Genomic DNA, 22,536 nt, shown 5'->3' with positions numbered 1-22,536 from the left:
GGCCGTCTGAAAAAACTTTCAGACGGCCTTTTGATGCTATTTATTTTCCTAGTGGCAGATATAAAAATACCCGGTATAAACCGGGATTTTTACTTCTGGTGGAGGTAAGCGGGATCGAACCGCTGACCTCTTGCATGCCATGCAAGCGCTCTACCAACTGAGCTATACCCCCGAAATTTGGTGGCGAATCAGGGACTCGAACCCCGGACACAAGGATTATGATTCCTCTGCTCTAACCGACTGAGCTAATTCGCCGTTTCGTGAAAACGTGATTATACGGTTTTTTTGAAACGGGGCAACCAATTTATAGGCTGATGTTTGTTTTTATTTGATTTTTATAGAAAAATTTTTCTAAAATCTTGAGCTTTTGTGTGTTGTTTGAATGTTGATTTTTTATGTATTGCGATAGGCCGTCTGAAAGTTGATTGTTGGTTTTTATTCAGACGGCCTATGGTGGGTTTAAAGTTTATGGCAGATATCGCCTGATATAAAGCCTTGCCAGTCGATATCGATATCGCGGCCGAATGCAATTACTTTAAACAGTTCGCCCATTTCATGTTGGCCGAGCAGTTTGTGTATGGCGGCGGCTTCGCGGATGTAATCGGCAGATTCGGGGTCGGCGGTTTGCGCCAATAAGCCGGTAATGCCTAGGTTTAATAAAAAATGTGCCTGTGTGGTATAGCCGATTAAATCTAATCCGGTATCGGTACCTGCTTGAGCGATATCGGTGAAATTGACATGGGCGGTCAGGTCGGTCAGCCCGATATGGAAAAACGGGTCGTGTACGGTGTGGTGGCGGTAGTGCCCGATAAAGGTGCCCATTTTGCGTTGCGGATGGTAATACTGGGCGGCATCAAAGCCGTAGTCGATAAAAATCATGCCGCCGCGAAGCAGTTTCTCGGCCAATGTGCGGATAAAGGCATGTTGGGCGGGGTGTAGTTCGCTGGTGTAGGGTTCGTCGGGTGGGAAATATTCGGCGGCGGCTTGTAATAGCGTGTGGTCTGTGAGCGGGCGGGTGCTTTGAATAAAGGATTCGCCTTCTAAGGAAACGCCGGTTTGCAGGAGTTGGTGTTGTTCATGCCGGATGATTTCGCAGGGCATCGCATCTAATACTTCGTTGCCGATAATGATGCCGTCGAAGTGTTCGGGTAGTTCGGCGAGGTGAATCACTTTGTCGGCAGCATCGGGTGCTCTTTCCAGAATATGTTGATATTGCCGTTCGGCTAATTCTTCTGATACTTCAATGATGTAGTAGTGTTTAAGGCCGTCTGAAAGGCTTTGTAGCAAGCCTGCGGCCAGTTCGCCCGTGCCTGCGCCGAATTCATATACATTGCCGTCGGTTTGCGATAGCAGCGGTGCGATTTGTCGGGCAAGGGTTTGGGCGAATAAGGGGGTAAGCGTGGGGGCGGTAATAAAGTCGCCGGCGGCGCCGATTTTATGAGATCCGCCGGTGTAGTAGCCGTATCGGGGGGCATATAGTGCCAGTTCCATAAAACGGGAAAACGGAATGAAGTTGCCGTTGTGGCGGATGGCTTCGCGAATCAGGTTTTGTAAGGCTTCGGAAGAAGCTAATGCTGTTGCGGAGGGGGTAGGGAGTTGGGCTGTCATAATTGTTAGATAATGTAAATGTTATATGTGCGTAGGCATATTATAACGTGGATTAAAAAATGCTACTGTAGGTATTATTTTTACTAGATATAGTGGTTTGTTTTTTACCAAGATACTATATATGGTGTTTTATGCATCAAGGCATATGCCAAAGTAGGGCGTATGCCTGATTTTTTAGGGGTTAAGTGGTTGTCGGGACGCTTATTTTTTAGAAAAGAGCGATTTGACCGACGCTATGAAATTTCTTATAGTGTAGGCATGTGGGGTAATGTGTGTCAAAGTGTCGCTATTGCCCGAATTTGATAACGGAGTGCGATAAAGTGTTTGGCGGCGTTCATGAATTGAGCATAGACAGCAAAGGGCGGTTGGCGATTCCTGCCAAGTTCCGCGAGCTGTTGCTGCGCAATTATACGCCGGCAGTCGTGGCAACATTGGATTCGCGCCATCGTTTGTTGATTTATCCCGAATCGGAGTGGGGTAGGGTGGCTAACCAATTGTTAGCATTGAAAGTTGCGGGTAATCCCACGTTGCAGCGCTATCAAAATTTGCTGTTGCACAATGCGGATACTTTGGAACTGGATACGGCAGGGCGTGTTTTGCTGCCTGCCAACCTGCGCCGCCGTGTCGATTTCGATAAGGAAGTAACGCTGGTAGGGCGCGCCAATCGTTTGGAATTATGGGGTCGCGAACATTGGGAAGCCGAGATGAATCAAGCGTTGGATATTGATGAAGAGGAATTGTCGTTCCAATTGAGCCAGACGGATTTGCAATTGTGAGTACGGCCGAACCTTTGAAACATATCACCGTATTGCTGCATGAGGCTGTAGATACATTAAATATCCGTACCGACGGCATTTATGTAGACGGTACGTTCGGCAGGGGAGGGCACTCCCGCTTGATTTTGTCGAAGTTGGGCGTTCAAGGCCGCTTGGTGGTGTTTGATAAAGATCCGCAGGCCATTGCGGTAGCCAATGAATTGGCGGCACAAGACAAGCGTGTGCAGGTTGTACACGACGGCTTTGCATCTTTTCAGACGGCCTTAAACGAACTGGGTATCGGTGAAATCGACGGTGCATTGTTTGATTTGGGTATTTCCTCACCGCAGATAGATGAGGCAGAGCGGGGGTTTAGTTTCCGTTTTGATGCGCCGTTGGATATGCGTATGGATACGACCCGCGGGGTGTCGGCGGCGGAATGGATTGCCACGGCAGACGAACAGCAATTACACGAGGTAATAAAAAATTATGGTGAAGAGCGGTTTAGTCGCCAGATTGCGCGCGCCATTGTTTCGCAACGCGAAACGGCACCCATCGATACAACCCGCAAGCTGGCGCAGCTCGTGGCGCAAAACGTCCGTACTCGTGAGCGCGGACAAGACCCCGCAACCCGGACGTTCCAAGCCGTTCGGATTTTCATCAACCGTGAGCTTGAAGAAGTAAAGGCCGTATTGCCGCAGGTAACAGGCCGTCTGAAAGCGGGTGGCAGATTAGCGGTTATTGCTTTCCATTCTTTGGAAGACCGCATTGTTAAACAGTTTATCAAGCAGCATTCGCAGCATCCGCCATTGCCCCGTTGGGCGGTGGTGAAAGAAGCCGATTTACCGCAGCCGCCTTTAAAGCAGATAGGCAAAGCCGTGAAGCCGAGTGCCGAAGAAACCGCTGCCAATCCGCGCGCACGTTCTGCAGTGTTGCGGGTGGCCGAACGTACCCAAGGCCGTTTTGAAGTTGAAGCATAACAGGCCGTCTGAAAGCATAAATGCAGTCTGACGGGCCGTCTGAAAAAAATATGAATAAATTGAATGTTCTTTTGTTGGTATTGGCATTGTTGTCGGGTTTGGCGGTTGTGACCGTGCAAGACCAGTCGCGCCAATACTATATTTCACTGGATAAGGCTGAAAAGCAGGAAATCCAACTTGAGCACGATTATGCACGTTTGAAGCTCGAGCAGGCCAAGTTGTCGAATCACAAACTGATTAGACAAGCGGCGGAGCGGCAGCAATTACATCCGCCGGGCGCTTCGGATACGCGCATGATTGAAACACAATAACATAATGAAATGGAATGGCACGATGGGTTCTACCTTTCGTAAACGCCGGATAAATATAAAATAAAAACGAGAAGTTGCTATGTTGATTAAAAACGAATATAAGCCCCGAATGTTACCCAAACAGCCCAAGGCTAAAAAGCCCGTTTCGACCAACGGGCGGATTGCATTGGTGTTGGGCGGTTTGGCCTTGGCATTTACCGCATTGGTATGCAGAGGTGTTTACCTGCAAACCACGCAGCATGAATTTTTGAAAAATCAGGGTGATCAGCGCTTTGTGCGCACGATTACCCTGCCTGCTTCCCGCGGCACGATTACCGACCGCAACGGCGCCACGTTGGCTCTGAGTGCGCCTACCGAATCATTGTATGCCGTGCCTTCCGGTATGGACGTTCAGCCTACCGGCGAGCAATTGGAACAGCTTTCCGCGCTTATCGGCGTATCCGTCGAAACCATAGAGAAACGTTTGGCACGCAAAGAAAAAGATTTTATCTATCTGAAACGCCAGTTAAGCAAAGAAACCGCCGATAAAGTGGCTGCCTTGGGCATTAAAGGCTTAGCATTCCAACAAGAATCCAAACGGCATTATCCGATGGGCAATCTGTTTGCGCATGTAATCGGGTTCACCAATATCGACGGCAAAGGCCAAGAAGGGTTGGAGTTGGCGCTGGAAGACGATTTGAGTGGTGAAAATGGTGCCAAAGTTGTGTTGCGCGACAATAAGGGCAATATTGTCGACAGCTTGGATTCGCCGCGTAACCGTGATCCGAAAAACGGGCACGATATGGTGATGTCTTTGGATCAGCGTATTCAAACACTGGCTTATGACGAGTTGAATAAAGCCGTTGATTATCACCGAGCCAAATCAGGTACAGCTATTGTATTGGATGCCCAAACCGGTGAAATTCTGGCTTTGGTAAACAGCCCGGCTTATGATCCGAATGAACCGGGCAAAGCCGATAGCCAGCAGCGCCGCAACCGTGCCGTAACCGATATGATCGAACCGGGTTCGGCCATGAAACCTTTTGCCATTGCCAAAGCGCTGGATTCGGGCAAAGTCAATGTCCATACCCGCCTGAATACCCATCCCTATAAAATCGGCCCGGCTACCGTGCGCGATACCCATGTTTATCCTTCGTTAGACGTACGCGGTATTATGCAGAAATCTTCCAACGTCGGTACCAGCAAATTATCGGCCATGTTCCAGCCTAAAGAGATGTATGATTTTTATCAGAGCTTGGGGGTTGGCCAGCGTATGCATTCCGGCTTCCCCGGCGAAACACCGGGTTTATTGCGTAAATGGCAGAATTGGAAACCCATTGAGCAGGCAACCATGTCGTTTGGTTACGGCTTACAGCTGAGCCTGTTGCAATTGGCGCGTGCCTATACGTCATTAACCAACGACGGTGAAATATTGCCGGTGAGCTTTGAAAAACAAGTGGCCGCTCCTAAAGGTCAGCGGGTAATGAAACCCGAAACCGCCCGTGCCGTGCGTGAAATTATGGTTGCCGTTACCGAAAAAGGCGGTACCGGTACGATGGGTGCGGTAGACGGATTTGATGTCGGCGCTAAAACCGGTACGGCACGCAAATTGGTGAACGGCCGTTATGCCAGCGACAAACACGTTGCCACCTTTATCGGTTTCGCTCCTGCCGACAAACCGCGTGTGATTGTGGCGGTTACCGTAGACGAACCGACTGCCAACGGTTACTACGGTGGTGTGGTTGCCGGCCCCGTATTTAAAAACATTATGGGCGGCAGTCTGAATATTCTCGGCGTTTCCCCAACCAAACCTTTGAAAAACGTACCGGTTCAGACGGCCTTTAAAAACTAAAGAGTATCTTAAATATGTTCAGCGAATCAGATGTATCGGCTGAAACCGACTTGCCGCCCTTGCTGTGTGAAAACGCAGCAGGGCGTTTGTTGCATTCGGACAGCCGTAAAATCCGGCCGGGTGATGTGTTTATTGCCTGCCAAGGCGAGTACACAGACGGGCGTGCCTATATTCCCGCCGCCATTGATAATGGTGCGGCTTTTGTTTTTTGGGACGACGACGGCACATTTACTTGGCGTCAGGAATGGCATATTCCCAACCAAGGGATTAAAAATTTAAAAAAACGGGCCGGCATCGTGGCTGCCAAAGTGTACGGCAATGTTTCAGACGGCCTGAAAGTATGGGGCGTTACCGGTACCAACGGCAAAACTTCCATTAGCCAGTGGTTGGCGCAGGCGGCCGATATTTTGAATGAAAAATGCGCCATTATCGGCACGGTCGGCAACGGCTTTTGGGGTGCATTGGAAGAAACAACCCACACCACGCCCGACCCCGTATCGGTACAAACATTACTCTACCGCTTCAAACAGCAAGGTGCGAAAGCCGTAGCCATGGAAGTATCCAGCCACGGCCTCGACCAAGCCCGTGTGAACGGCGTTGCATTTCAGACGGCCGTGTTTACCAACCTCACCCGCGACCATCTTGATTATCACGGCAGCATGGAAACTTATGGTGCCAGCAAGAGCCGCCTGTTTTACCAATACCCGCTAAAACATGCCGTGATTAATATGGACGACGATTTCGGTGTCGAATTGGCAGGCCGTCTGAAAGCCGACAGGCCGGAATTAACCGTTTACGGATACGGATTCTCCGAACAGGCCGATATCCGCATTACCCGTTTCCAAGCCGCTTCGGATGGCATGACAGTTGAGTTCGAAACCCCGTGGGGGATTGGCGAAGTAAAAAGCCGCCTGCTCGGCCGTTTCAACGCCCAAAATCTGGCATCGTGCGTTGGCGTTTTGTGTGCCGACGGACACCCTTTGGAAAAAGTATTGGATACCCTTGCCCGTATCCGACCAGCAACCGGCCGTATGGATTGCATTATGGGCGATAACCATCCTTTGGTTGTGGTGGACTACGCCCACACGCCCGACGCCCTTGAAAAAGCGCTATGCACTTTGCAGGAAATCAAACCCGAAGGCGCCAGTTTATGGTGCGTATTCGGCTGCGGCGGCAACCGAGACAAAGGCAAACGCCCGCTAATGGGCGCGGCGGCGGTGGCCGGTGCGGATAAGGTGGTGGTTACCAGCGACAACCCGCGCATGGAAGAACCGCAGGCCATTATCAACGATATCCTGCCAGCCGTATGCTTTCCGGAATATACCGAAGTCGACCGCCGCTTGGCGATTGAATATGCCGTTAAAAATGCTGCTGTAAACGATATTATTTTGATTGCCGGCAAGGGCCATGAAACCTATCAGGATATACAGGGGCAGAAGCACCATTTTTCTGATTTTGAAGTGGCCGAAGCGGCGTTGGCGAAACGCTAAATCTAAATATACTTTTAGAATTTTTTATTAAATTAATTTTTTGTACAAAAATAATAGCAATATTTGTTTTAGGCACATTTTACCAAGGAAAACTTATGTCAAAAATAAAAACAAGTTTTAATGTTGTAGAGGAAAAATCTGCACGATTAGCTGTTTTAATTGATGCAGACAATGCCTCTGCTAAAGAAGTAAAAGCTATTTTAGAAGAGGTAGCTAAATTTGGTGAAGCAATTGTTAAAAGAATATATGGGAATTTTGTTTCAGGGAATGGTCAATGGAAACAAGTTATCAATGAACATGCTATTAAACCTATGCAGCAATTTGCCTTTACAACAGGTAAAAATGCAACTGATGGATATATGATTATTGATGCAATGGATTTGTTATATACAAATCGTTTCGATGGTTTTTGTATTGTATCAAGTGATAGTGATTTTACTGCATTAGCTATTCGCTTGAAAGAGCAAGGAGCTACTGTATATGGTTTTGGTAAGATGCAGACGCCAAAAGCTTTTTTAAATGCTTGTAGTCAATTTATTTATGTAGAAAATTTATTACCTGAATCAAAAAATGAGTCTGAAAAAGAAGTAATGACTTCTGATGCACAGACTGTAAAAAATAAATTATCACCATCGGTTCAAAAAGAAGTCACTCAAGAAGTTTTACCTAAAGCAGAATTACAAAAAGACATTCTTAGAAAAGTATTTGATTCGTCAGATAATGAATGGTTAGAAATTGGTACTTTAGCGGCACAATGGAAATTACTACAAGTTGATATTGACCCACGTACCTATGGGTGTAAAAAATTTACAGATTTAATTAGAAAATATCCTGATATTTTTGAATACGAAATGCGAAAAAATACAGAAGGTACTCATGAACATATGTATGTTAAATTAAAAATTTAACAATTTTGAGATGTATATTCATAAAAATTTAATATTTTTTATATTAAACGGAGGCAAATACACATGATAAACCAAACCTTGAAACAAGCTTTGTGTATAGGCGCCGTATTGGCTGTTGTGGCAGGTTGTCAAACCCAAAATTACTCGCGACCGGGCAGTGATTTGGCAGCATTGCGGGCGCAACCGGCGCCGACGGCCGGCAGTTTGATTAACCCAGTGAAAGGTCATCGCTTTACCGATACATGGGGTGCGGCGCGCAGTCATGGCCGCAGGCATGAGGGCGTGGATATTTTTGCCAAAAAAGGCACGCCGGTACGCAGTACGACCGACGGCATTGTGACCCGTATCGGAAACAATCGTTTGGGCGGCAAGGTGGTCGGTATTCAAGGGCCGGGTGCGTGGCACTATTACGCCCATTTAAGCAAATTCGCCAATATCAAACGATACCAACGGGTGAAAGCCGGTACGGTGATCGGTTATGTCGGCAACAGCGGCAATGCCAAAAATACACCTTCTCACCTGCATTACGGCGTTTATCTGCCCAAAGGCGCAATCAATCCTTATCCGCTGATTAATCCGAACAAATAGGCCGTCTGAAAAAATAGAGAAACCAAACAACAATATGAAACCTTTAGATTTAAACTTTATCTGCCAAACCTTAAACCTACCGATGCCGTCTGAAAACCGGCCGGTCGGGCGCATTGTGACCGACAGCCGCGATATTCAAGACGGCGATGTTTTTTTTGCTTTGGCAGGCGAGCATTTTGATGCGCATGATTTTGTCGCCGATGTGTTGGCAAAAGGGGCGGTGGCGGCCATAGTGTCGCGTGATGATTGTGCAGGGCTGGCAGGTGCGTTGAAGGTGGATGACACCCTATCGGCTCTGCAAACTTTAGCGGCGGCATGGCGTGAGAATGTGCAGCCGTTTGTTTTCGGGATTACCGGCTCTTCAGGTAAAACCACGGTGAAAGAAATGTTGGCCGCCGTATTGCGCCGCCGTTTTGGTGCGGATGCGGTATTGGCGACGGCAGGCAATCTGAATAACCATATCGGCCTGCCGCTAACTTTGCTGAAGCTCACGCCGCAACACCGTTATGCGGTGATTGAAATGGGTATGAATCATTTCGGCGAGCTGGCGTTGTTAACGCAGATTGCCAAGCCCGATGCGGCATTGGTGAATAATGCTTTGCGCGCGCATGTCGGTTGCGGATTCGACGGTGTCGGCGATATTGCCAAAGCCAAAAGTGAGATTTATCAAGGGCTGCGCCCGAACGGTTTGGCGCTGATTCCTAGTGAAGATGAGAATGCCGCCGTGTTTCAGACGGCTGCCCATGCGTTCAAACAGCATACGTTTGGCGTAGGGCAGGGCGATATTCATGCCGAAGAAATTGAGTTGAATCCTTTATCGTGTGCTTTTGTGCTGGTGTCCGGTAACGATCGTGCCGCCGTACAACTGCCCGTGCCCGGCAAACACAATATTCATAATGCCGTTGCGGCAGCGGCTTTGGCGCAGGCGGCCGGATTAACTTTATCTGAGATTTCAGACGGCCTGTCGGACTTTGCCAATATCAAAGGCCGTTTGCAAATTAAAAAAGGCATTAAAGGTGCAACCGTGTTGGACGATACCTATAACGCCAATCCCGACAGTATGAAAGCCGCGCTTGATGTTTTGGCCGGGCTGCCTGCGCCGCGCGTATTTGTGATGGGCGATATGGGCGAACTCGGTGAAGACGAAACCGCCGCCATGCATGCCGAAGTAGGGGCGTATGCCCGCGAAAAGGGCATTGAAGCGGCTTATTTTGTCGGCAATGAAAGCGTGTCGGCCGCCGAATCGTTTGGTGCCGACGGCCTATGGTTTGCCGATAAGGATCCGCTGATTCAGGTATTGGTGCACGACCTGCCGCAAAATGTGCATGTATTGGTGAAAGGGTCGCGCTTTATGAAGATGGAAGAAGTGGTAGCGGCGCTGTGTGATTAATGACCGCCGCTTTTATGCTGTGGCAAATAGATTCGGTATTGCCGATATTTAAGCGTGAGCCTCCCTTCGGATATAATAAGCGGTTTAAACAAATCCTTCAGAATGGTGAAGCGAAGGATTTTTCTAAAACAATGAAGAAATATTTTTGCATGGCTTTGTTGTTTCTCTACGCGTGTCATCAGCATGAAGTAAAAGTGAAAGCATTAAAAAACGTTGCTGCATATAGCAGCAAGGATGCTTCTTACAGTCATGTGGATTTTGTCATTCCAAAGGATAGTCTTTGTTTTTTAGGTAGGGAACAATACGGAAAAACCGACAGATTTGTGGAAATCCGTTGTGAAAACGGACTTGAAGGGCTGATTATCGAGGAAGAAGCCTTCAAACCCATCCATCACTGAGCAGGCCGTCTGAAACGGTTTCAGACGGCCTCTATAAGGTCGATAAATATAAATCAAACAAAAAGGAATTAACCTCATGCTTTTATGGTTAGCCCGCTTCAGCGAATGGTTTACCGCGTTGAACGTTTTTCAATACACCACTTTCCGCGCCGTGATGGCGGCATTGACCGCATTGGCGTTTTCGCTGCTGCTAGGGCCGTGGACCATCCGCAAGCTGACTGCATTAAAAGTGGGGCAGGCTGTCCGCCACGACGGGCCGCAAACTCATTTGGTCAAAACCGGTACGCCGACGATGGGCGGTTCGTTGATTCTAACCGCCATTACAGTATCTACCCTATTGTGGGGCAATTTGGCCAACCCGTATATTTGGATTTTGATTTTGGTGTTGTTGGCAACAGGCGCTTTGGGCTTTTACGACGACTGGCGCAAAGTGGTTTATAAAGACCCGAACGGGGTATCGGCAAAATTTAAAATGGTGTGGCAGTCGGCAGTCGCTTTGGCTGCCGGTCTGCTGCTTTTTTATGCTGCACGCAATTCGGCCAATAATATTCTGATTGTGCCGTTTTTTAAGCAGGTTGCGCTGCCGTTGGGCGTGGTCGGTTTTGTCGGGTTGGCTTATCTGACTATTGTCGGCACGTCTAACGCGGTGAACCTGACCGACGGTTTAGACGGCTTGGCGGCGTTCCCCGTGGTGTTGGTGGCGGGTGGTTTGGCGGTATTCGCCTATGCAACCGGCCATGCCGAATTCTCGGCTTATCTGCAACTGCCGTTTGTGACCGGTGCCAACGAAGTGGTGATTTTTTGTACGGCGATGTGTGGCGCATGTTTGGGCTTTTTGTGGTTTAACGCTTATCCGGCGCAGGTGTTTATGGGCGACGTGGGCGCGTTGGCCTTGGGCGCGGCCTTGGGCACGGTCGCCGTGATTGTCCGCCAAGAGTTTGTATTGGTGATTATGGGCGGCCTGTTTGTGGTGGAAGCCTTGTCGGTAATGTTGCAGGTGAGTTGGTATAAACGCACGAAAAAACGGATTTTTCTGATGGCGCCGATTCACCATCATTATGAGCAGAAAGGTTGGAAAGAAACGCAGGTTGTGGTGCGTTTTTGGATTATTACGATTGTGTTGGTATTGGTGGGCTTGAGTACCTTGAAAGTACGTTAAGGCCGTCTGAAAACCAATAAGTAAGTTTCCGCATGGGAAGCGGTGGCTCGGGCGGGTTGGCCGTTCAGTCGTTTTCCTTTTGGCAGCTTGAAAAATTTTGAAGGAGTATGACCATGAGGATGAGCGGTTGGATTTTGGCAGTATGCGCGGCAGTTTCGCCGGTATCTGCTTGGGCGGCATCGGGACTTTCGACTGAAACATTAGCCGGAACGTGGCAATGTGTGTTTGAGGAGCGTTCGGGTGAGCATTGGGCGGAAATGAACACGCGGCTGAATTTGCAAGCCGACGGTAAGTCGCAAACCCAAATGCATTGGCACTTTTTTGTCGAGGGCGACACCTTGGATTACCGAATCCAATCGCAAGGCCGCTGGCATCTCGAACAACAAACGTTGATACGCGAAGAAAACCCGTTCGAAGTGAAACGGGGGCATCGGCGGGCATCGCTGAAAAATAAAAATATCAGAGATTTGGATAAGCGGTGGTTCGGTAGTATGCAGCAGGAAGTGAAGAGAAAAAAACCTGCCATTGCCCAAGCCCGTATTCTCAGCTTCAATGGTGACGAAATGGTTTTAGAGGGCGGAGAAGAAATGCAGTGCACCAAAGTGGCTAAAACATCTGCCGGCGGTATGGCTAATTAAATAACCGGCTTGGTTTAAGCCGAGGAGCTTGTGATGAATTTTAAAAATATATTGGCGGCATGCTGCTGCGTATGGCTGTTTGGTTGTGCGCAAGATATGAACACGGCATCGTCTGCCGAGTCGGATACGGCAACGTATCCGAAAAGCGTACTCGGTTTATATACCTACGGGCATGAAGTATCGGTTTTCGAGCCTTGCGGGCAGTCGTTTGCATGGTGGATGAGTGGTGCCGAAAATGTGATGCAGCCATTGATAGCGGCCAGCACGGCATGGATGGATAAAAAGCAGCAGCCCTATCAGCCGGTATTGGCGCGTTTGGTGGTAGGCAAGCCGGTGAAGGCAACGGAAGGATTTCCGGCCGACTATGACGGCGCGGTTACCGTGGAAAAAATAGAGGCGCTGTTTGCCGATCAGCAGGTTTGTCCTGCCAATGTTTGAGTTTCGTGTGTGTAAACGGAAAAAAGATACATCAATATGAACTGGCAAAATAAACGAATTTTGGTAGCAGGATTGGGCGCTACGGGTGTTTCCATGATTGCTTTTTTGCGGCAGCAGGGCGCGCAAGTGGCCGCTTATGATGCCGACTTGAAAACAGAACGTGAAGCTTCGTTGAAGCAGCGTTTTGATAATCTAATTTGTTATACAGGCCGTCTGAAAGAAGTTTTGGCGCACGGTTTCGATATCTTAGCCATCAGCCCCGGTATCAGCGAGCGTATGCACGATATTGCCGAATTCAAGCAAAACGGCGGCATAGTGTTGGGCGATATTGAAATTCTAGCGCAAACATTGCAAGGCAAAAGCGACAAAATTATCGCGATTACCGGCAGCAACGGCAAAACCACGGTAACCAGTTTGGTTGGTTATCTATGCCAACAATGCGGGTTGGATACCATCATTGCCGGTAATATCGGCACCCCCGTTCTGGACGCATATATGCAGCGTGATGGAAAGCCGGCAGACGTATGGGTGTTGGAGCTTTCCAGTTTTCAGCTTGAAAATACCGAACATTTAAATGCCGATGCGGCTACCGTTTTGAATATTTCCGAAGACCATCTCAACCGCTACGACGATTTATTGGACTACGCCCATGCCAAAGCCAAAATTTTTCGGGGGCAGGGTGTGCAGGTATTGAATGCCGATGATGTGTTTTGCCGTGTCATGAAACGCGCAGGGCGCAGCGTGAAATGGTTTTCACTTGAGCACCGGACGGATTATTGGGCGGATACGCAAGCAGGCCGTCTGAAAGCCGACGGGCAGGATTTGGCGGCTATGGCCGATATTCCGCTGCAAGGTTTGCATAATAGCGCGAATGTATTGGCGGCTTTGGCTTTGTGTGAAGCCATCGGTTTGCCGCGAACCGAATTACTGCAATATGTTCAAACCTTTAAAGGGCTGCCGCACCGTGTGGAAAAAGTTGGTGAGAAAAACGGTATTACCTTTATCGACGACAGCAAAGGCACCAATGTCGGTGCGACTGCCGCCGCAATTGCCGGTTTGCAGGCGCCTATCGTATTGATTGCGGGCGGGCAGGGAAAAGGGCAGGATTTCACGCCGTTGCGTGCTGTCTTGCAGGATAAAGCCCGCGCCGTATTGCTGATTGGCGAGGATGCATCGAAAATCCGCCACGATTTGGCCGGTTGCGTGCCTGAAACAATAGATTGCGCAACGCTGCCCGAAGCCGTTCAGACGGCCTATCAACTGGCGCAGTCGGGCGATATCGTTTTACTCAGCCCTGCTTGTGCCAGCTTCGATATGTTTCAGGGTTATGCACATCGGGCGCAGGTATTTATTGATGCTTTTCAGCAGTTATAAGGTTAAAAACATGACGTTCAGATGTTTATCAGGCCGTCTGAACCATTTGAAATCACACATTTTAAAAAAAGCAATATGATTACAGAATCCAAAATATTAGACCGCAAAATACTTCGCAGCGGCCATAAAATCGACTATTCGCTATTGTGGATGGTGGTGTTGATGGTGTCGTTCAGCCTATTGATGATTTATTCCGCTTCCATTCCGTATGCGGCGAACGACGGCGGCGATAAGTGGTTCTACCTTAGCCGCCAAGCAATGTTTTTAGCTGCGGGCGGGGTGATCGGTTGGGCGGTCACCAAAATCAAGATAGCGACTTGGAAGAGGGCGACCCCGTATATTTTGTTGTTTAGTTTGGTATTGTTGGTGGCCGTGTTGGGTGTCGGGCGAGAAATCAACGGGGCCAAACGTTGGATACACATCGGGCCGATTAACCTGCAACCGACCGAAATTTTCAAGCTTGCAATTATTTTGTATTTGTCGAGCTTTTTCACCCGCAAAGCCGAGATTTTGAAGCAGTTTAAAAAAGTCGGTTTTTCCGCCGTACCGGTGGGGTTCGGTTTGGGCTTGATTATGTTGGAGCCCGACTTCGGTTCGTTTGTGGTGGTGGCTGCCGTGGCTATGGGACTGCTGTTTCTGGCCGGGCTGCCGTGGCGCTGGTTTATGATGATGGTCGGCATCGGTTTGGGCAGTATGGTGGCATTGATTGCCGTAGCACCATACCGTATGGCACGGGTAGCCGCATTTCTAAACCCGTGGGAAGACCCGTTGGGCAAAGGTTATCAGCTTACCCATTCTCTGATGGCGATTGCCCGTGGTGAATGGTTCGGCGTCGGCCTGGGCGCTAGCTTGGAAAAGCGTTTTTACCTGCCTGAGGCGCATACCGACTTTATTTTGGCCGTTATCGGCGAAGAATTCGGGTTCGTCGGCATTTTGATGCTGATTCTCTGCTATGCATGGCTGGTATGGCGGGCGTTTTCTATCGGCAAACAGGCGCGGGATTTGGAATTGTATTTTGGTGCCTATGTGGCCAAAGGTATCGGTATTTGGTTGGGCATTCAAAGTTTCTTTAATATCGGTGTGAATATCGGCCTGCTGCCTACGAAAGGGCTGACGCTGCCGCTCATGTCATACGGCGGTTCCGCCGTGATAGTGATGTTGGTATGTATGGCGTTGTTGCTGAGGATTGATTACGAAAACCGTTTGAAAATGCGCGGTTATAAAGTTGAAGGATAAATAGATTATGGTCGGTAAGACTTTTATGTTGATGGCAGGCGGCACCGGCGGGCATATTTTCCCCGCGTTGGCCGTAGCGGAATCATTGCGTGCACGCGGGCACCATGTGATTTGGCTGGGCAGTAAAGATTCTATGGAAGAGCGCATTGTGCCGCAGCATGATATCCGCTTGGAAACGTTGGCCATCAAAGGTGTGCGCGGCAATGGTTGGAAGCGTAAATTGATGCTGCCGTTTACCCTGTTCAAGACCATACAGGCAGCTTTGAAAATTATCCGTAAACACCGCGTAGATTGTGTTATCGGTTTTGGCGGTTTTGTTACTTTCCCCGGCGGGGTGGCGGCGAAATTGGCGGGCATTCCGATTGTGATTCACGAACAAAATGCGGTGGCGGGATTGTCTAATAAACAGCTTTCCCGCTGGGCGCGGCGTGTGATGTATGCCTTTCCGAAAACATTTGATAACCCCGACGGTTTGGTCGGCAACCCCGTGCGTGCCGATATTGCCAATCTGCCCGCTCCGGCCGAGCGGTTTGCAGGGCGCAAAGGCCGTCTGAAAGTATTGGTGATGGGCGGCAGCCTTGGCGCGGATGTATTGAACCAAACCGTTCCGCGCGCACTGGCGTTGCTCACCGAAAACGAACGCCCCCGAATATATCATCAGGCCGGGCGCGGCAAACTCGGCACATTGAAAACCGATTACGAAGTGCTCAATGTCGATGCCGAATGTGTGGAATTTATCGATGATATGGTTGCCGCCTACCGCGATGCCGATGTGGTGATTTGCCGCGCCGGTGCGCTGACCATTGCCGAATTGACCGCTGCCGGTGTCGGCGCATTGTTGGTGCCGTATCCGTATGCGGTAGACGATCATCAAACCGCTAATGCCCGCTTTATGGTGCAGACGGATGCCGGGCTATTGCTGCCGCAATCGCAACTGACGGCTGAAAAACTATCGGAAGTGCTGTGGGCGCTGGATCGTGAGCGTTGTTTGGAGTGGGCGGAAAACGCCCGTACATTGGCGATGCCGCAAAGTGCCGACGATGTGGCCTTGGCGGCAATCGCCACGACAATGTAAGCATAAGGGTTGCGGTTATAGGCAGAATAAAAGGCGGGATGGTTAGAAAATATGCTGTTTCATTCGAATCAGGCCGTCTGAAACGCAGCGTAAACACCTTTTTACATTAAAAGCATAGCTTATATAGCCGTAGCTCTTTAAAATAATGCCTTTTAAGTGTCGCCGTTGCGGATAGGCCGTCTGAAACGGTAAAAAATTCAGGAAATCCAAAAATATGATGAAAAACAGAGTCAGCAATATTCATTTTGTCGGCATCGGCGGTTCCGGTATGTGCGGGATTGCCGAAGTTTTGCATAATTTGGGTTTTCATGTGTCCGGCTCGGATCAGGCGCAAAGTTCGGTTACCGAGCATTTGAGCAGCTTGGGGGTGCGTGTTTATCCCGGCCATACCGCCGAACACGTTGCCGATGCCGATGTGGTAGTAACATCCACTGCCGTAAAGGCCGATAATCCGGAAGTGGTTGCCGCACAAGAGCGGAAAATCCCCGTGATTCCCCGTGCGTTGATGTTGGCGGAATTAATGCGTTTCCGTGACGGTATCGCCATTGCCGGTACGCACGGTAAAACCACTACCACGAGTTTAACGGCATCTGTTTTGGCTGCAGCGGGTATGGATCCGACCTTTGTGATCGGTGGTAAATTAACGGCGGCAGGAACCAATGCCCGTTTGGGGCGGGGCGAATATATCGTAGCGGAAGCCGACGAATCCGATGCATCGTTTCTGCATTTAACGCCGATTATGTCAGTGATCACCAATATCGACACCGATCATATGGATACTTATGATCACAGCGTCGAAAAACTGCATCAGGCGTTTGTCAGCTTTATCCACCGTATGCCTTTTTACGGTAAAGCATTTTTGTGTATCGACAGCGAGCATGTGCGTGCCATTATTCCGCATATCAGCAAACCTTTCGCGACTTACGGATTAGATGAAGAAGCCGATATTTATGCCAGCGATATACAAGCCGACGGCACGCAGATGCGGTTTACCGTGCATGTGAAACAACATGATATCGAGCCTTTTGAAGTTGTATTGAATATGCCGGGCCATCATAATGTGTTGAACGCGTTGGCGGCAATCGGGGTGGCGTTGGAAGTCGGCGCTTCGGTGGAAGCGATTCAACAAGGGCTGCTCGGTTTTGCCGGTGTCGGACGACGCTTCCAAAGCTATGGTGAAATTAGTCTGCCCGAAGGCGGCCATGCCGTATTGATTGATGATTACGGCCATCATCCTGTAGAAATGGCGGCCACTTTAGCCGCCGCGCGTGGAGCTTATCCCGATAAACGCTTGGTATTGGCTTTCCAGCCGCACCGCTATACCCGCACCCGTGATTTGTTTGAAGATTTTGTCGGCGTACTCAGTGCCGTTGATGTATTGGTGTTAACCGAAGTATATGCCGCCGGCGAAGAGCCTATTGTGGCGGCCGATTCCCGTGCTTTGGCCAGAGCCGTGCGCGTATTGGGCAAGCTGGAGCCGATTTATTGCGAAGAAGTCGGCGAGTTGCCGCAAACCTTATTGAATGTATTGAAAGACGGCGATGTGGTGCTCACCATGGGCGCGGGCAGTATCAATAAAGTGCCGGCAGTATTGGCAGGGCAGGCCGTCTGAAAAAGAAAGAAAAGAAAGAAGCGAATAAATATGCAAGCATTTGGCAAAGTTGCCGTTTTAATGGGTGGGTTTTCCAGCGAGCGCGAAGTATCGCTTGATAGTGGTGCCGCCATTGTTGCCGCACTGAAAAGCAAAGGTATAGATGCCCACCCGTTTGACCCGAAAGAAACCCCGCTGGAACAATTAAAAGCCCAAGGTTTTCAGACGGCCTTTAATATCCTGCACGGTACATACGGCGAAGACGGAACGATACAGGGCGCCTTAGAACTATTGGGTATCCCCTATACCGGCAGCGGTGTGATGGCTTCTGCCGTCGGCATGGATAAATACCGCTGCAAACTGATTTGGCAGGCAGTGGGATTGCCTGTTCCCGAATTTGCCGTGCTGCGGGAATATAGTGATTTTGATGAAGTCGAGCGTCGGCTCGGCCTGCCTATGTTTGTGAAACCGGCAGCCGAAGGCAGTAGTGTTGGCGTAGTGAAAGTAAAAGAAGCAGGCCGTCTGAAAGCTGTTTATGAAGAGCTGAAGCATTTTCACGGCGAGATTATTGCCGAGCGCTTTATCGGCGGTGGCGAATATTCCTGTCCGGTGATTAATGGGGAGGGTTATCCCAGCATCCGAATTATCCCGACCACCGAGTTTTATGACTACGAAGCCAAATACAACCGCAACGATACCGTTTATCAATGCCCGTCCGACCTTAACGAAGCAGACGAGCAGCAAATGCGGCTGTTGGCCGTGCAGGGTGCCGAAGCCGTCGGTGCGGCCGGTGTGTCACGCGTGGACTTCTTAAAAGATACCGACGGCAAATTATATTTGCTTGAAATCAATACCCTGCCGGGTATGACAAGTCATAGTTTAGTACCGAAGTCTGCCGCCGAAACCGGCTTGAGCTTCGCCGATTTATGTGTTGAAATTTTGAAAACCGCTCATGTGGGATAATGCAGGCGCGCTTAAGCGCATAACTCGTTGGCTGATGCTTCTGGTGATTGTGATATTACTGGGAGCATTCGGTGTTTGGATTTACAATTCACCTTATTTCCCGGTGAAACAAGTCCGTATCGAAGGCGAGATACAGCGTACCGGCAACAAGCAATTGCAAACCGTGGCGCAAAAATATATACGCGGCAACATTTTGAAAGCCGATTTAAACGGCGCGCAAGAAGCATTTGCGAAATTGCCGTGGATTGGCAAAGTCACCATCCGCCGCCGCTTGCCCGATACCGTGGAAATCCGCTTGGTAGAAAGAATACCGGTTGCCCGTTGGAAAGATTCCGCACTGGTGGATAGCGAAGGCAACTTATTTAAAGCCGCCACCGATGAAACCTTTCCAGAGTTTGAAGGGCAGCCCGGAACAGCCAGAGACATGGTGAACCACTATAATCGCTTCACCGGCATTATCAGGCCGCTGGATCTACATATCGTCAAACTCGAATATACGGCGCGTTCGGCATGGTCGGCAGAATTGGATAACGGCATTGTCGTGCGCTTGGGGCGTGAAAACGAAATTGACCGCATGCAGCGTTTCGCCGATATGTGGCCGAGTATTTTGAAAGAGCAGGAAAAATATCTGGAATATATAGATATGCGCTATAAAGACGGCTTTGCCGTGCGCTACCGCGAAAAACCGCAAGAAGAAGACGAGCCGTCTGAAGAACAGGATTTGGCGGCTGAAACACCAAACCGACAGTAAACATAAAAAATGAATGGGATATTATGGTAAAAGGCAAATATATCAGTGCATTGGATATCGGCACTTCTAAAGTGATTGCGTTGATTGGCGAAGTTCAGGAAGACAACGAAATCCACATTATCGGTTTGGGGCAGGCACCGTCGCGCGGCTTGAAAGCCGGCATGGTGACCAATATCGATGCTACTGCCCAAGCCATTAAACAGGCCATGAACGAAGCCGAGCTGATGGCCGACTGCAAAGTAGACAGCGTCACCACCGGTATTGCGGGTAACCATATCCGCAGCCTCAATTCGCAAGGCGTGGTAAAAATCAAAGACGGCGAAGTAACGCAGGCCGATATCGACCGTGCGATTGAAACCGCCAAAGCCGTAAATATTCCGCCCGATCACAATATCCTGCACACCGTGGTACAAGAATATATTATCGACAACCAACCCGGCGTGAAAGAACCCATCGGCATGAGCGGGGTGCGGTTGGATACCCGCGTACACATTATCACCGGCGCCATTACCGCACTGCAAAATATTCAAAAATGCGTAAACCGTTGCGGGCTGCACATGGATCAAATCATGTTGCAACCATTGGCCAGCGGGCAGGCCGTGTTAACCGAAGATGAAAAAGACTTGGGTGTGTGCGTGATTGATATCGGCGGCGGCACCACCGATATTGCGGTTTATACCAACGGCGCCATCCGCCACACTGCTGTCATTCCCGTGGCCGGTGATCTGATTACCAAAGATTTGGCGCAAGCACTGCGTACGCCGCACAATGCCGCCGAATACATCAAAATCCACCACGGCGTTGCTATTGCCACCATGGACGGATTAGATGAAATGATCGAAGTGCCAAGCGTCGGCGACCGCCAGCCGCGCCAGATTTCCCGCCGCGTATTGGCCAGCGTTATCGGCCCGCGTGTCGAAGAAATTTTGGAGTTGACTCTAAATGAATTGCGCCGTAGCGGTTTCCCTGAAGAAGTGCTGACTTCGGGCATCGTCTTAACCGGCGGGGCATCGTTGCTGACCGGCATTGTCGATCTGGCCGAAGACGTATTTAACCTGCCCGCCCGCATCGGTGTGCCGCATGAAATGGGCGGGGTATCCGAACGTATCCGTAACCCGCGTTATGCCACAGCCATTGGTTTACTTCAGGCGGCCAGAGGCGAAGTTTACGGCGCACCGGTAAGCGGTGCGGTTGCCATCCGCGAATCTAAAGACAGCCTGTGGGTGAGATTCCGCGATTGGCTGAAAAATAATTTTTAAGACAAACGTAAAATTATCATAAAAATATAATAAGCCTTTTGCCATGCGCATCATGCTTCTTATATAATATATAGCACTTACAATCTTTTTTTACCCGTCCTGACGCAGGGCGCAAAGGAGCATATAAATGGAATTGGTTTACGACGTAGTAGAATCCGCCGCGAGCCCTGCGGTTATTAAAGTTATCGGTATTGGCGGCGGTGGTTGTAATGCCATCAACAATATGATTTTAAACACTGTTCAAGGTGTTGAATTCATCAGTGCCAATACAGATGCCCAATCTTTGGGCAAAAGCAATGCCACCAAACGTATCCAATTGGGTACCAACCTAACCCGCGGTTTGGGTGCAGGCGCCAACCCTGAAATCGGCCGTGCGGCCGCCCAAGAAGACCGCGAAGCCATCGCTGACTCTATCCGCGGTGCCAATATGCTCTTTATCACCACCGGTATGGGTGGCGGTACCGGCACAGGTGCCGCACCTGTTGTGGCTGAAATTGCCAAAGAATTAGGCATTTTAACCGTTGCCGTGGTTACCCGTCCTTTCGGTCACGAAGGCAAACGCGTGAGCATTGCCCAAGAAGGTTTGGATCATCTGAAAAGCCAAGTTGATTCTTTGATTGTGATTCCGAACGACAAATTAATGACCGCTTTGGGTGAAGACGTTACCGTCCGCGAAGCATTCCGTGCTGCCGATAATGTGTTGCGCGATGCCGTAGCCGGTATTTCTGAAGTGGTTACCCGTCCCGGCTTCATTAACTTGGACTTTGCCGACGTGAAAAACGTGATGAGCATTATGGGTATGGCCATGATGGGTTCCGGCTTTGCACAAGGTATCGACCGTGCCCGCCTGGCTACCGAGCAAGCCATTTCCAGCCCGCTGTTGGACGATGTAACGTTAGACGGCGCACGCGGCGTATTGGTAAACATCACTACCGCCCCGGGCTGTTTGAAAATGTCTGAATACCGCGAAATCATGCAAGTGGTGGATCAATATGCCCATCCCGATGCAGAACGTAAATACGGTACTGCCGAAGATGAAAACATGGAAGAAGACGCTATCCGCGTGACCATTATCGCTACCGGCTTGAAAGAAAACAACGGTGCTTCTGCGGGCAGCAACCTGCGTATGGTGAAAACCCAACAGGCAACCGGTACTGAAGATGCGTTCCCGAATATCGACGGTTTAATCCGTTCAGGCCGCAGCACCCGCAGCATGAACCTGACCGCTTCCGATTTCTCTAACCAATCCGTTTTAGACGACTTTGAAATTCCGGCCATCTTGCGCCGCCAAGCCGACTAAAACCATTTGTTTCTATCGTTTATCGTCAACTGCGATAAAACAAGGCCGACTGAATATTTCAGACGGCCTTTTGCTTTTTATGCTTTATCATTTATATCAATAGAAGCCGTCTGAAAATATTTTGAAAACAATAAGATTGTTTTATTTGGCGTCAGTATCGTATATTGGTGTATCAACAGTGTTTCGACCGCAGTCTGATTTTATCTGCTGCGGTTTTGTATTTTATGAAACATTAGATAATTAATGAATTTTCATCATATTGATAAAGAGGTGTAAGAAAAGCCTGTTTCAACCGTCTGATAATAGCATCGGTTATGTCTAAAGCGTTTTGGAGGCAGGGTATTGCTAAATTCAAGCCATATTGTTTTGCTGTTGTGGTTTAAATAAAAAGTAAACAATATGTAATTAATGATTTGCCAGTATTTTATGAATAAGGCCGTCTGAAAAAATAGCTCAAGCCTTTTGCAGTCTTTACATGAAGCCGATATTTATT

General features: G+C 49.3%; 21 protein-coding genes and 2 tRNA genes. 20 read left to right on the top strand and 3 right to left on the bottom strand.

Annotation, left to right across the window (positions count from 1 at the left end; translation table 11 throughout):
* Window positions 1–96: 96 nt before the first annotated feature.
* From D0T92_RS00715 to D0T92_RS00705, 3 genes are all read right to left on the bottom strand, one after another.
* Window positions 97–172 (bottom strand) — tRNA-Ala (locus D0T92_RS00715).
* 6 nt (window positions 173–178) lie between these two features.
* Window positions 179–255: transfer RNA gene (locus D0T92_RS00710), tRNA-Met, on the bottom strand.
* A gap of 204 nt (window positions 256–459) precedes the next feature.
* Window positions 460–1,608 carry a class I SAM-dependent methyltransferase gene (locus D0T92_RS00705; protein ID WP_151049277.1) on the bottom strand — a complete coding sequence of 383 codons (1,149 nt, stop codon included), beginning with the start codon at window positions 1,606–1,608 and terminating at the stop codon, window positions 460–462.
* Window positions 1,609–1,928: 320 nt separating this feature from the next.
* On the opposite strand from D0T92_RS00705, the gene mraZ reads away from it, so the two are divergent.
* From mraZ to ftsZ, 20 genes are all read left to right on the top strand, one after another.
* On the top strand, window positions 1,929–2,384 hold the full coding sequence (mraZ, locus tag D0T92_RS00700) for a division/cell wall cluster transcriptional repressor MraZ (protein WP_151052924.1): 456 nt from the start codon (window positions 1,929–1,931) through the stop codon (window positions 2,382–2,384).
* Window positions 2,381–3,343, top strand: coding sequence for a 16S rRNA (cytosine(1402)-N(4))-methyltransferase RsmH (gene rsmH, locus D0T92_RS00695; protein WP_151049275.1), 963 nt, complete (start codon window positions 2,381–2,383; stop codon window positions 3,341–3,343). The genes mraZ and rsmH overlap by 4 nt, the downstream gene beginning before the upstream one ends.
* A 50-nt stretch (window positions 3,344–3,393) precedes the next feature.
* Window positions 3,394–3,654, top strand: coding sequence for a cell division protein FtsL (ftsL, locus tag D0T92_RS00690; RefSeq protein ID WP_151049273.1), 261 nt, complete (start codon window positions 3,394–3,396; stop codon window positions 3,652–3,654).
* Between the two features lie 79 nt (window positions 3,655–3,733).
* Complete coding sequence (locus tag D0T92_RS00685) at window positions 3,734–5,485, top strand: peptidoglycan D,D-transpeptidase FtsI family protein (RefSeq protein WP_151049271.1); 1,752 nt, start codon at window positions 3,734–3,736, stop codon at window positions 5,483–5,485.
* A gap of 14 nt (window positions 5,486–5,499) precedes the next feature.
* Entirely contained in the window at window positions 5,500–6,975 is a 1,476-nt protein-coding gene (locus D0T92_RS00680; protein WP_151049269.1) for a UDP-N-acetylmuramoyl-L-alanyl-D-glutamate--2,6-diaminopimelate ligase, read from the top strand.
* Between the two features lie 95 nt (window positions 6,976–7,070).
* Window positions 7,071–7,883 carry an NYN domain-containing protein gene (locus D0T92_RS00675; RefSeq protein ID WP_151049267.1) on the top strand — a complete coding sequence of 271 codons (813 nt, stop codon included), beginning with the start codon at window positions 7,071–7,073 and terminating at the stop codon, window positions 7,881–7,883.
* Between the two features lie 63 nt (window positions 7,884–7,946).
* A complete protein-coding gene (locus D0T92_RS00670; RefSeq protein WP_151049265.1) occupies window positions 7,947–8,471 on the top strand; it encodes a M23 family metallopeptidase in 525 nt (174 codons plus the stop codon).
* A gap of 34 nt (window positions 8,472–8,505) precedes the next feature.
* Complete coding sequence (locus tag D0T92_RS00665; RefSeq protein ID WP_151049263.1) at window positions 8,506–9,861, top strand: UDP-N-acetylmuramoyl-tripeptide--D-alanyl-D-alanine ligase; 1,356 nt, start codon at window positions 8,506–8,508, stop codon at window positions 9,859–9,861.
* Window positions 9,861–10,259, top strand: coding sequence for a hypothetical protein (locus D0T92_RS00660; RefSeq protein ID WP_225315119.1), 399 nt, complete (start codon window positions 9,861–9,863; stop codon window positions 10,257–10,259). The genes D0T92_RS00665 and D0T92_RS00660 overlap by 1 nt, the downstream gene beginning before the upstream one ends.
* A 76-nt stretch (window positions 10,260–10,335) precedes the next feature.
* A complete protein-coding gene (gene mraY / locus D0T92_RS00655; protein WP_151049261.1) occupies window positions 10,336–11,418 on the top strand; it encodes a phospho-N-acetylmuramoyl-pentapeptide-transferase in 1,083 nt (360 codons plus the stop codon).
* Window positions 11,419–11,537: 119 nt separating this feature from the next.
* A complete protein-coding gene (locus D0T92_RS00650; protein WP_151049259.1) occupies window positions 11,538–12,056 on the top strand; it encodes a hypothetical protein in 519 nt (172 codons plus the stop codon).
* A 33-nt stretch (window positions 12,057–12,089) separates the two neighbouring features.
* Complete coding sequence (locus D0T92_RS00645; RefSeq protein WP_151049257.1) at window positions 12,090–12,494, top strand: hypothetical protein; 405 nt, start codon at window positions 12,090–12,092, stop codon at window positions 12,492–12,494.
* A gap of 36 nt (window positions 12,495–12,530) precedes the next feature.
* Window positions 12,531–13,868, top strand: a complete 1,338-nt coding sequence (murD, locus tag D0T92_RS00640; RefSeq protein ID WP_151049255.1) for a UDP-N-acetylmuramoyl-L-alanine--D-glutamate ligase — start codon at window positions 12,531–12,533, stop codon at window positions 13,866–13,868.
* A gap of 75 nt (window positions 13,869–13,943) precedes the next feature.
* Window positions 13,944–15,104 (top strand): putative lipid II flippase FtsW, encoded by a 1,161-nt coding sequence (gene ftsW, locus D0T92_RS00635; RefSeq protein ID WP_151049253.1) that lies wholly within the window; start codon window positions 13,944–13,946, stop codon window positions 15,102–15,104.
* A gap of 7 nt (window positions 15,105–15,111) precedes the next feature.
* Window positions 15,112–16,179 (top strand): undecaprenyldiphospho-muramoylpentapeptide beta-N-acetylglucosaminyltransferase, encoded by a 1,068-nt coding sequence (gene murG / locus D0T92_RS00630; protein ID WP_151049251.1) that lies wholly within the window; start codon window positions 15,112–15,114, stop codon window positions 16,177–16,179.
* A gap of 214 nt (window positions 16,180–16,393) precedes the next feature.
* On the top strand, window positions 16,394–17,791 hold the full coding sequence (murC, locus tag D0T92_RS00625) for a UDP-N-acetylmuramate--L-alanine ligase (protein WP_191963650.1): 1,398 nt from the start codon (window positions 16,394–16,396) through the stop codon (window positions 17,789–17,791).
* Window positions 17,792–17,821: 30 nt separating this feature from the next.
* A complete protein-coding gene (locus tag D0T92_RS00620) occupies window positions 17,822–18,733 on the top strand; it encodes a D-alanine--D-alanine ligase (protein ID WP_151049249.1) in 912 nt (303 codons plus the stop codon).
* Window positions 18,723–19,484, top strand: a complete 762-nt coding sequence (locus D0T92_RS00615; RefSeq protein WP_151049247.1) for a cell division protein FtsQ/DivIB — start codon at window positions 18,723–18,725, stop codon at window positions 19,482–19,484. The genes D0T92_RS00620 and D0T92_RS00615 overlap by 11 nt, the downstream gene beginning before the upstream one ends.
* 23 nt (window positions 19,485–19,507) lie before the next feature.
* Window positions 19,508–20,743, top strand: a complete 1,236-nt coding sequence (ftsA, locus tag D0T92_RS00610) for a cell division protein FtsA (protein WP_151049245.1) — start codon at window positions 19,508–19,510, stop codon at window positions 20,741–20,743.
* 127 nt (window positions 20,744–20,870) lie between these two features.
* A complete protein-coding gene (gene ftsZ, locus D0T92_RS00605) occupies window positions 20,871–22,043 on the top strand; it encodes a cell division protein FtsZ (RefSeq protein ID WP_151049243.1) in 1,173 nt (390 codons plus the stop codon).
* Window positions 22,044–22,536 lie beyond the last annotated feature (493 nt).

The organism is Neisseria zalophi, from assembly GCF_008807015.1.
Classification (GTDB): Bacteria; Pseudomonadota; Gammaproteobacteria; order Burkholderiales; family Neisseriaceae; genus Neisseria; species Neisseria zalophi.
The sequence above is the reverse complement of the archived record's forward strand: the minus strand, read 5'-3'. Positions and strand labels throughout refer to the sequence as shown.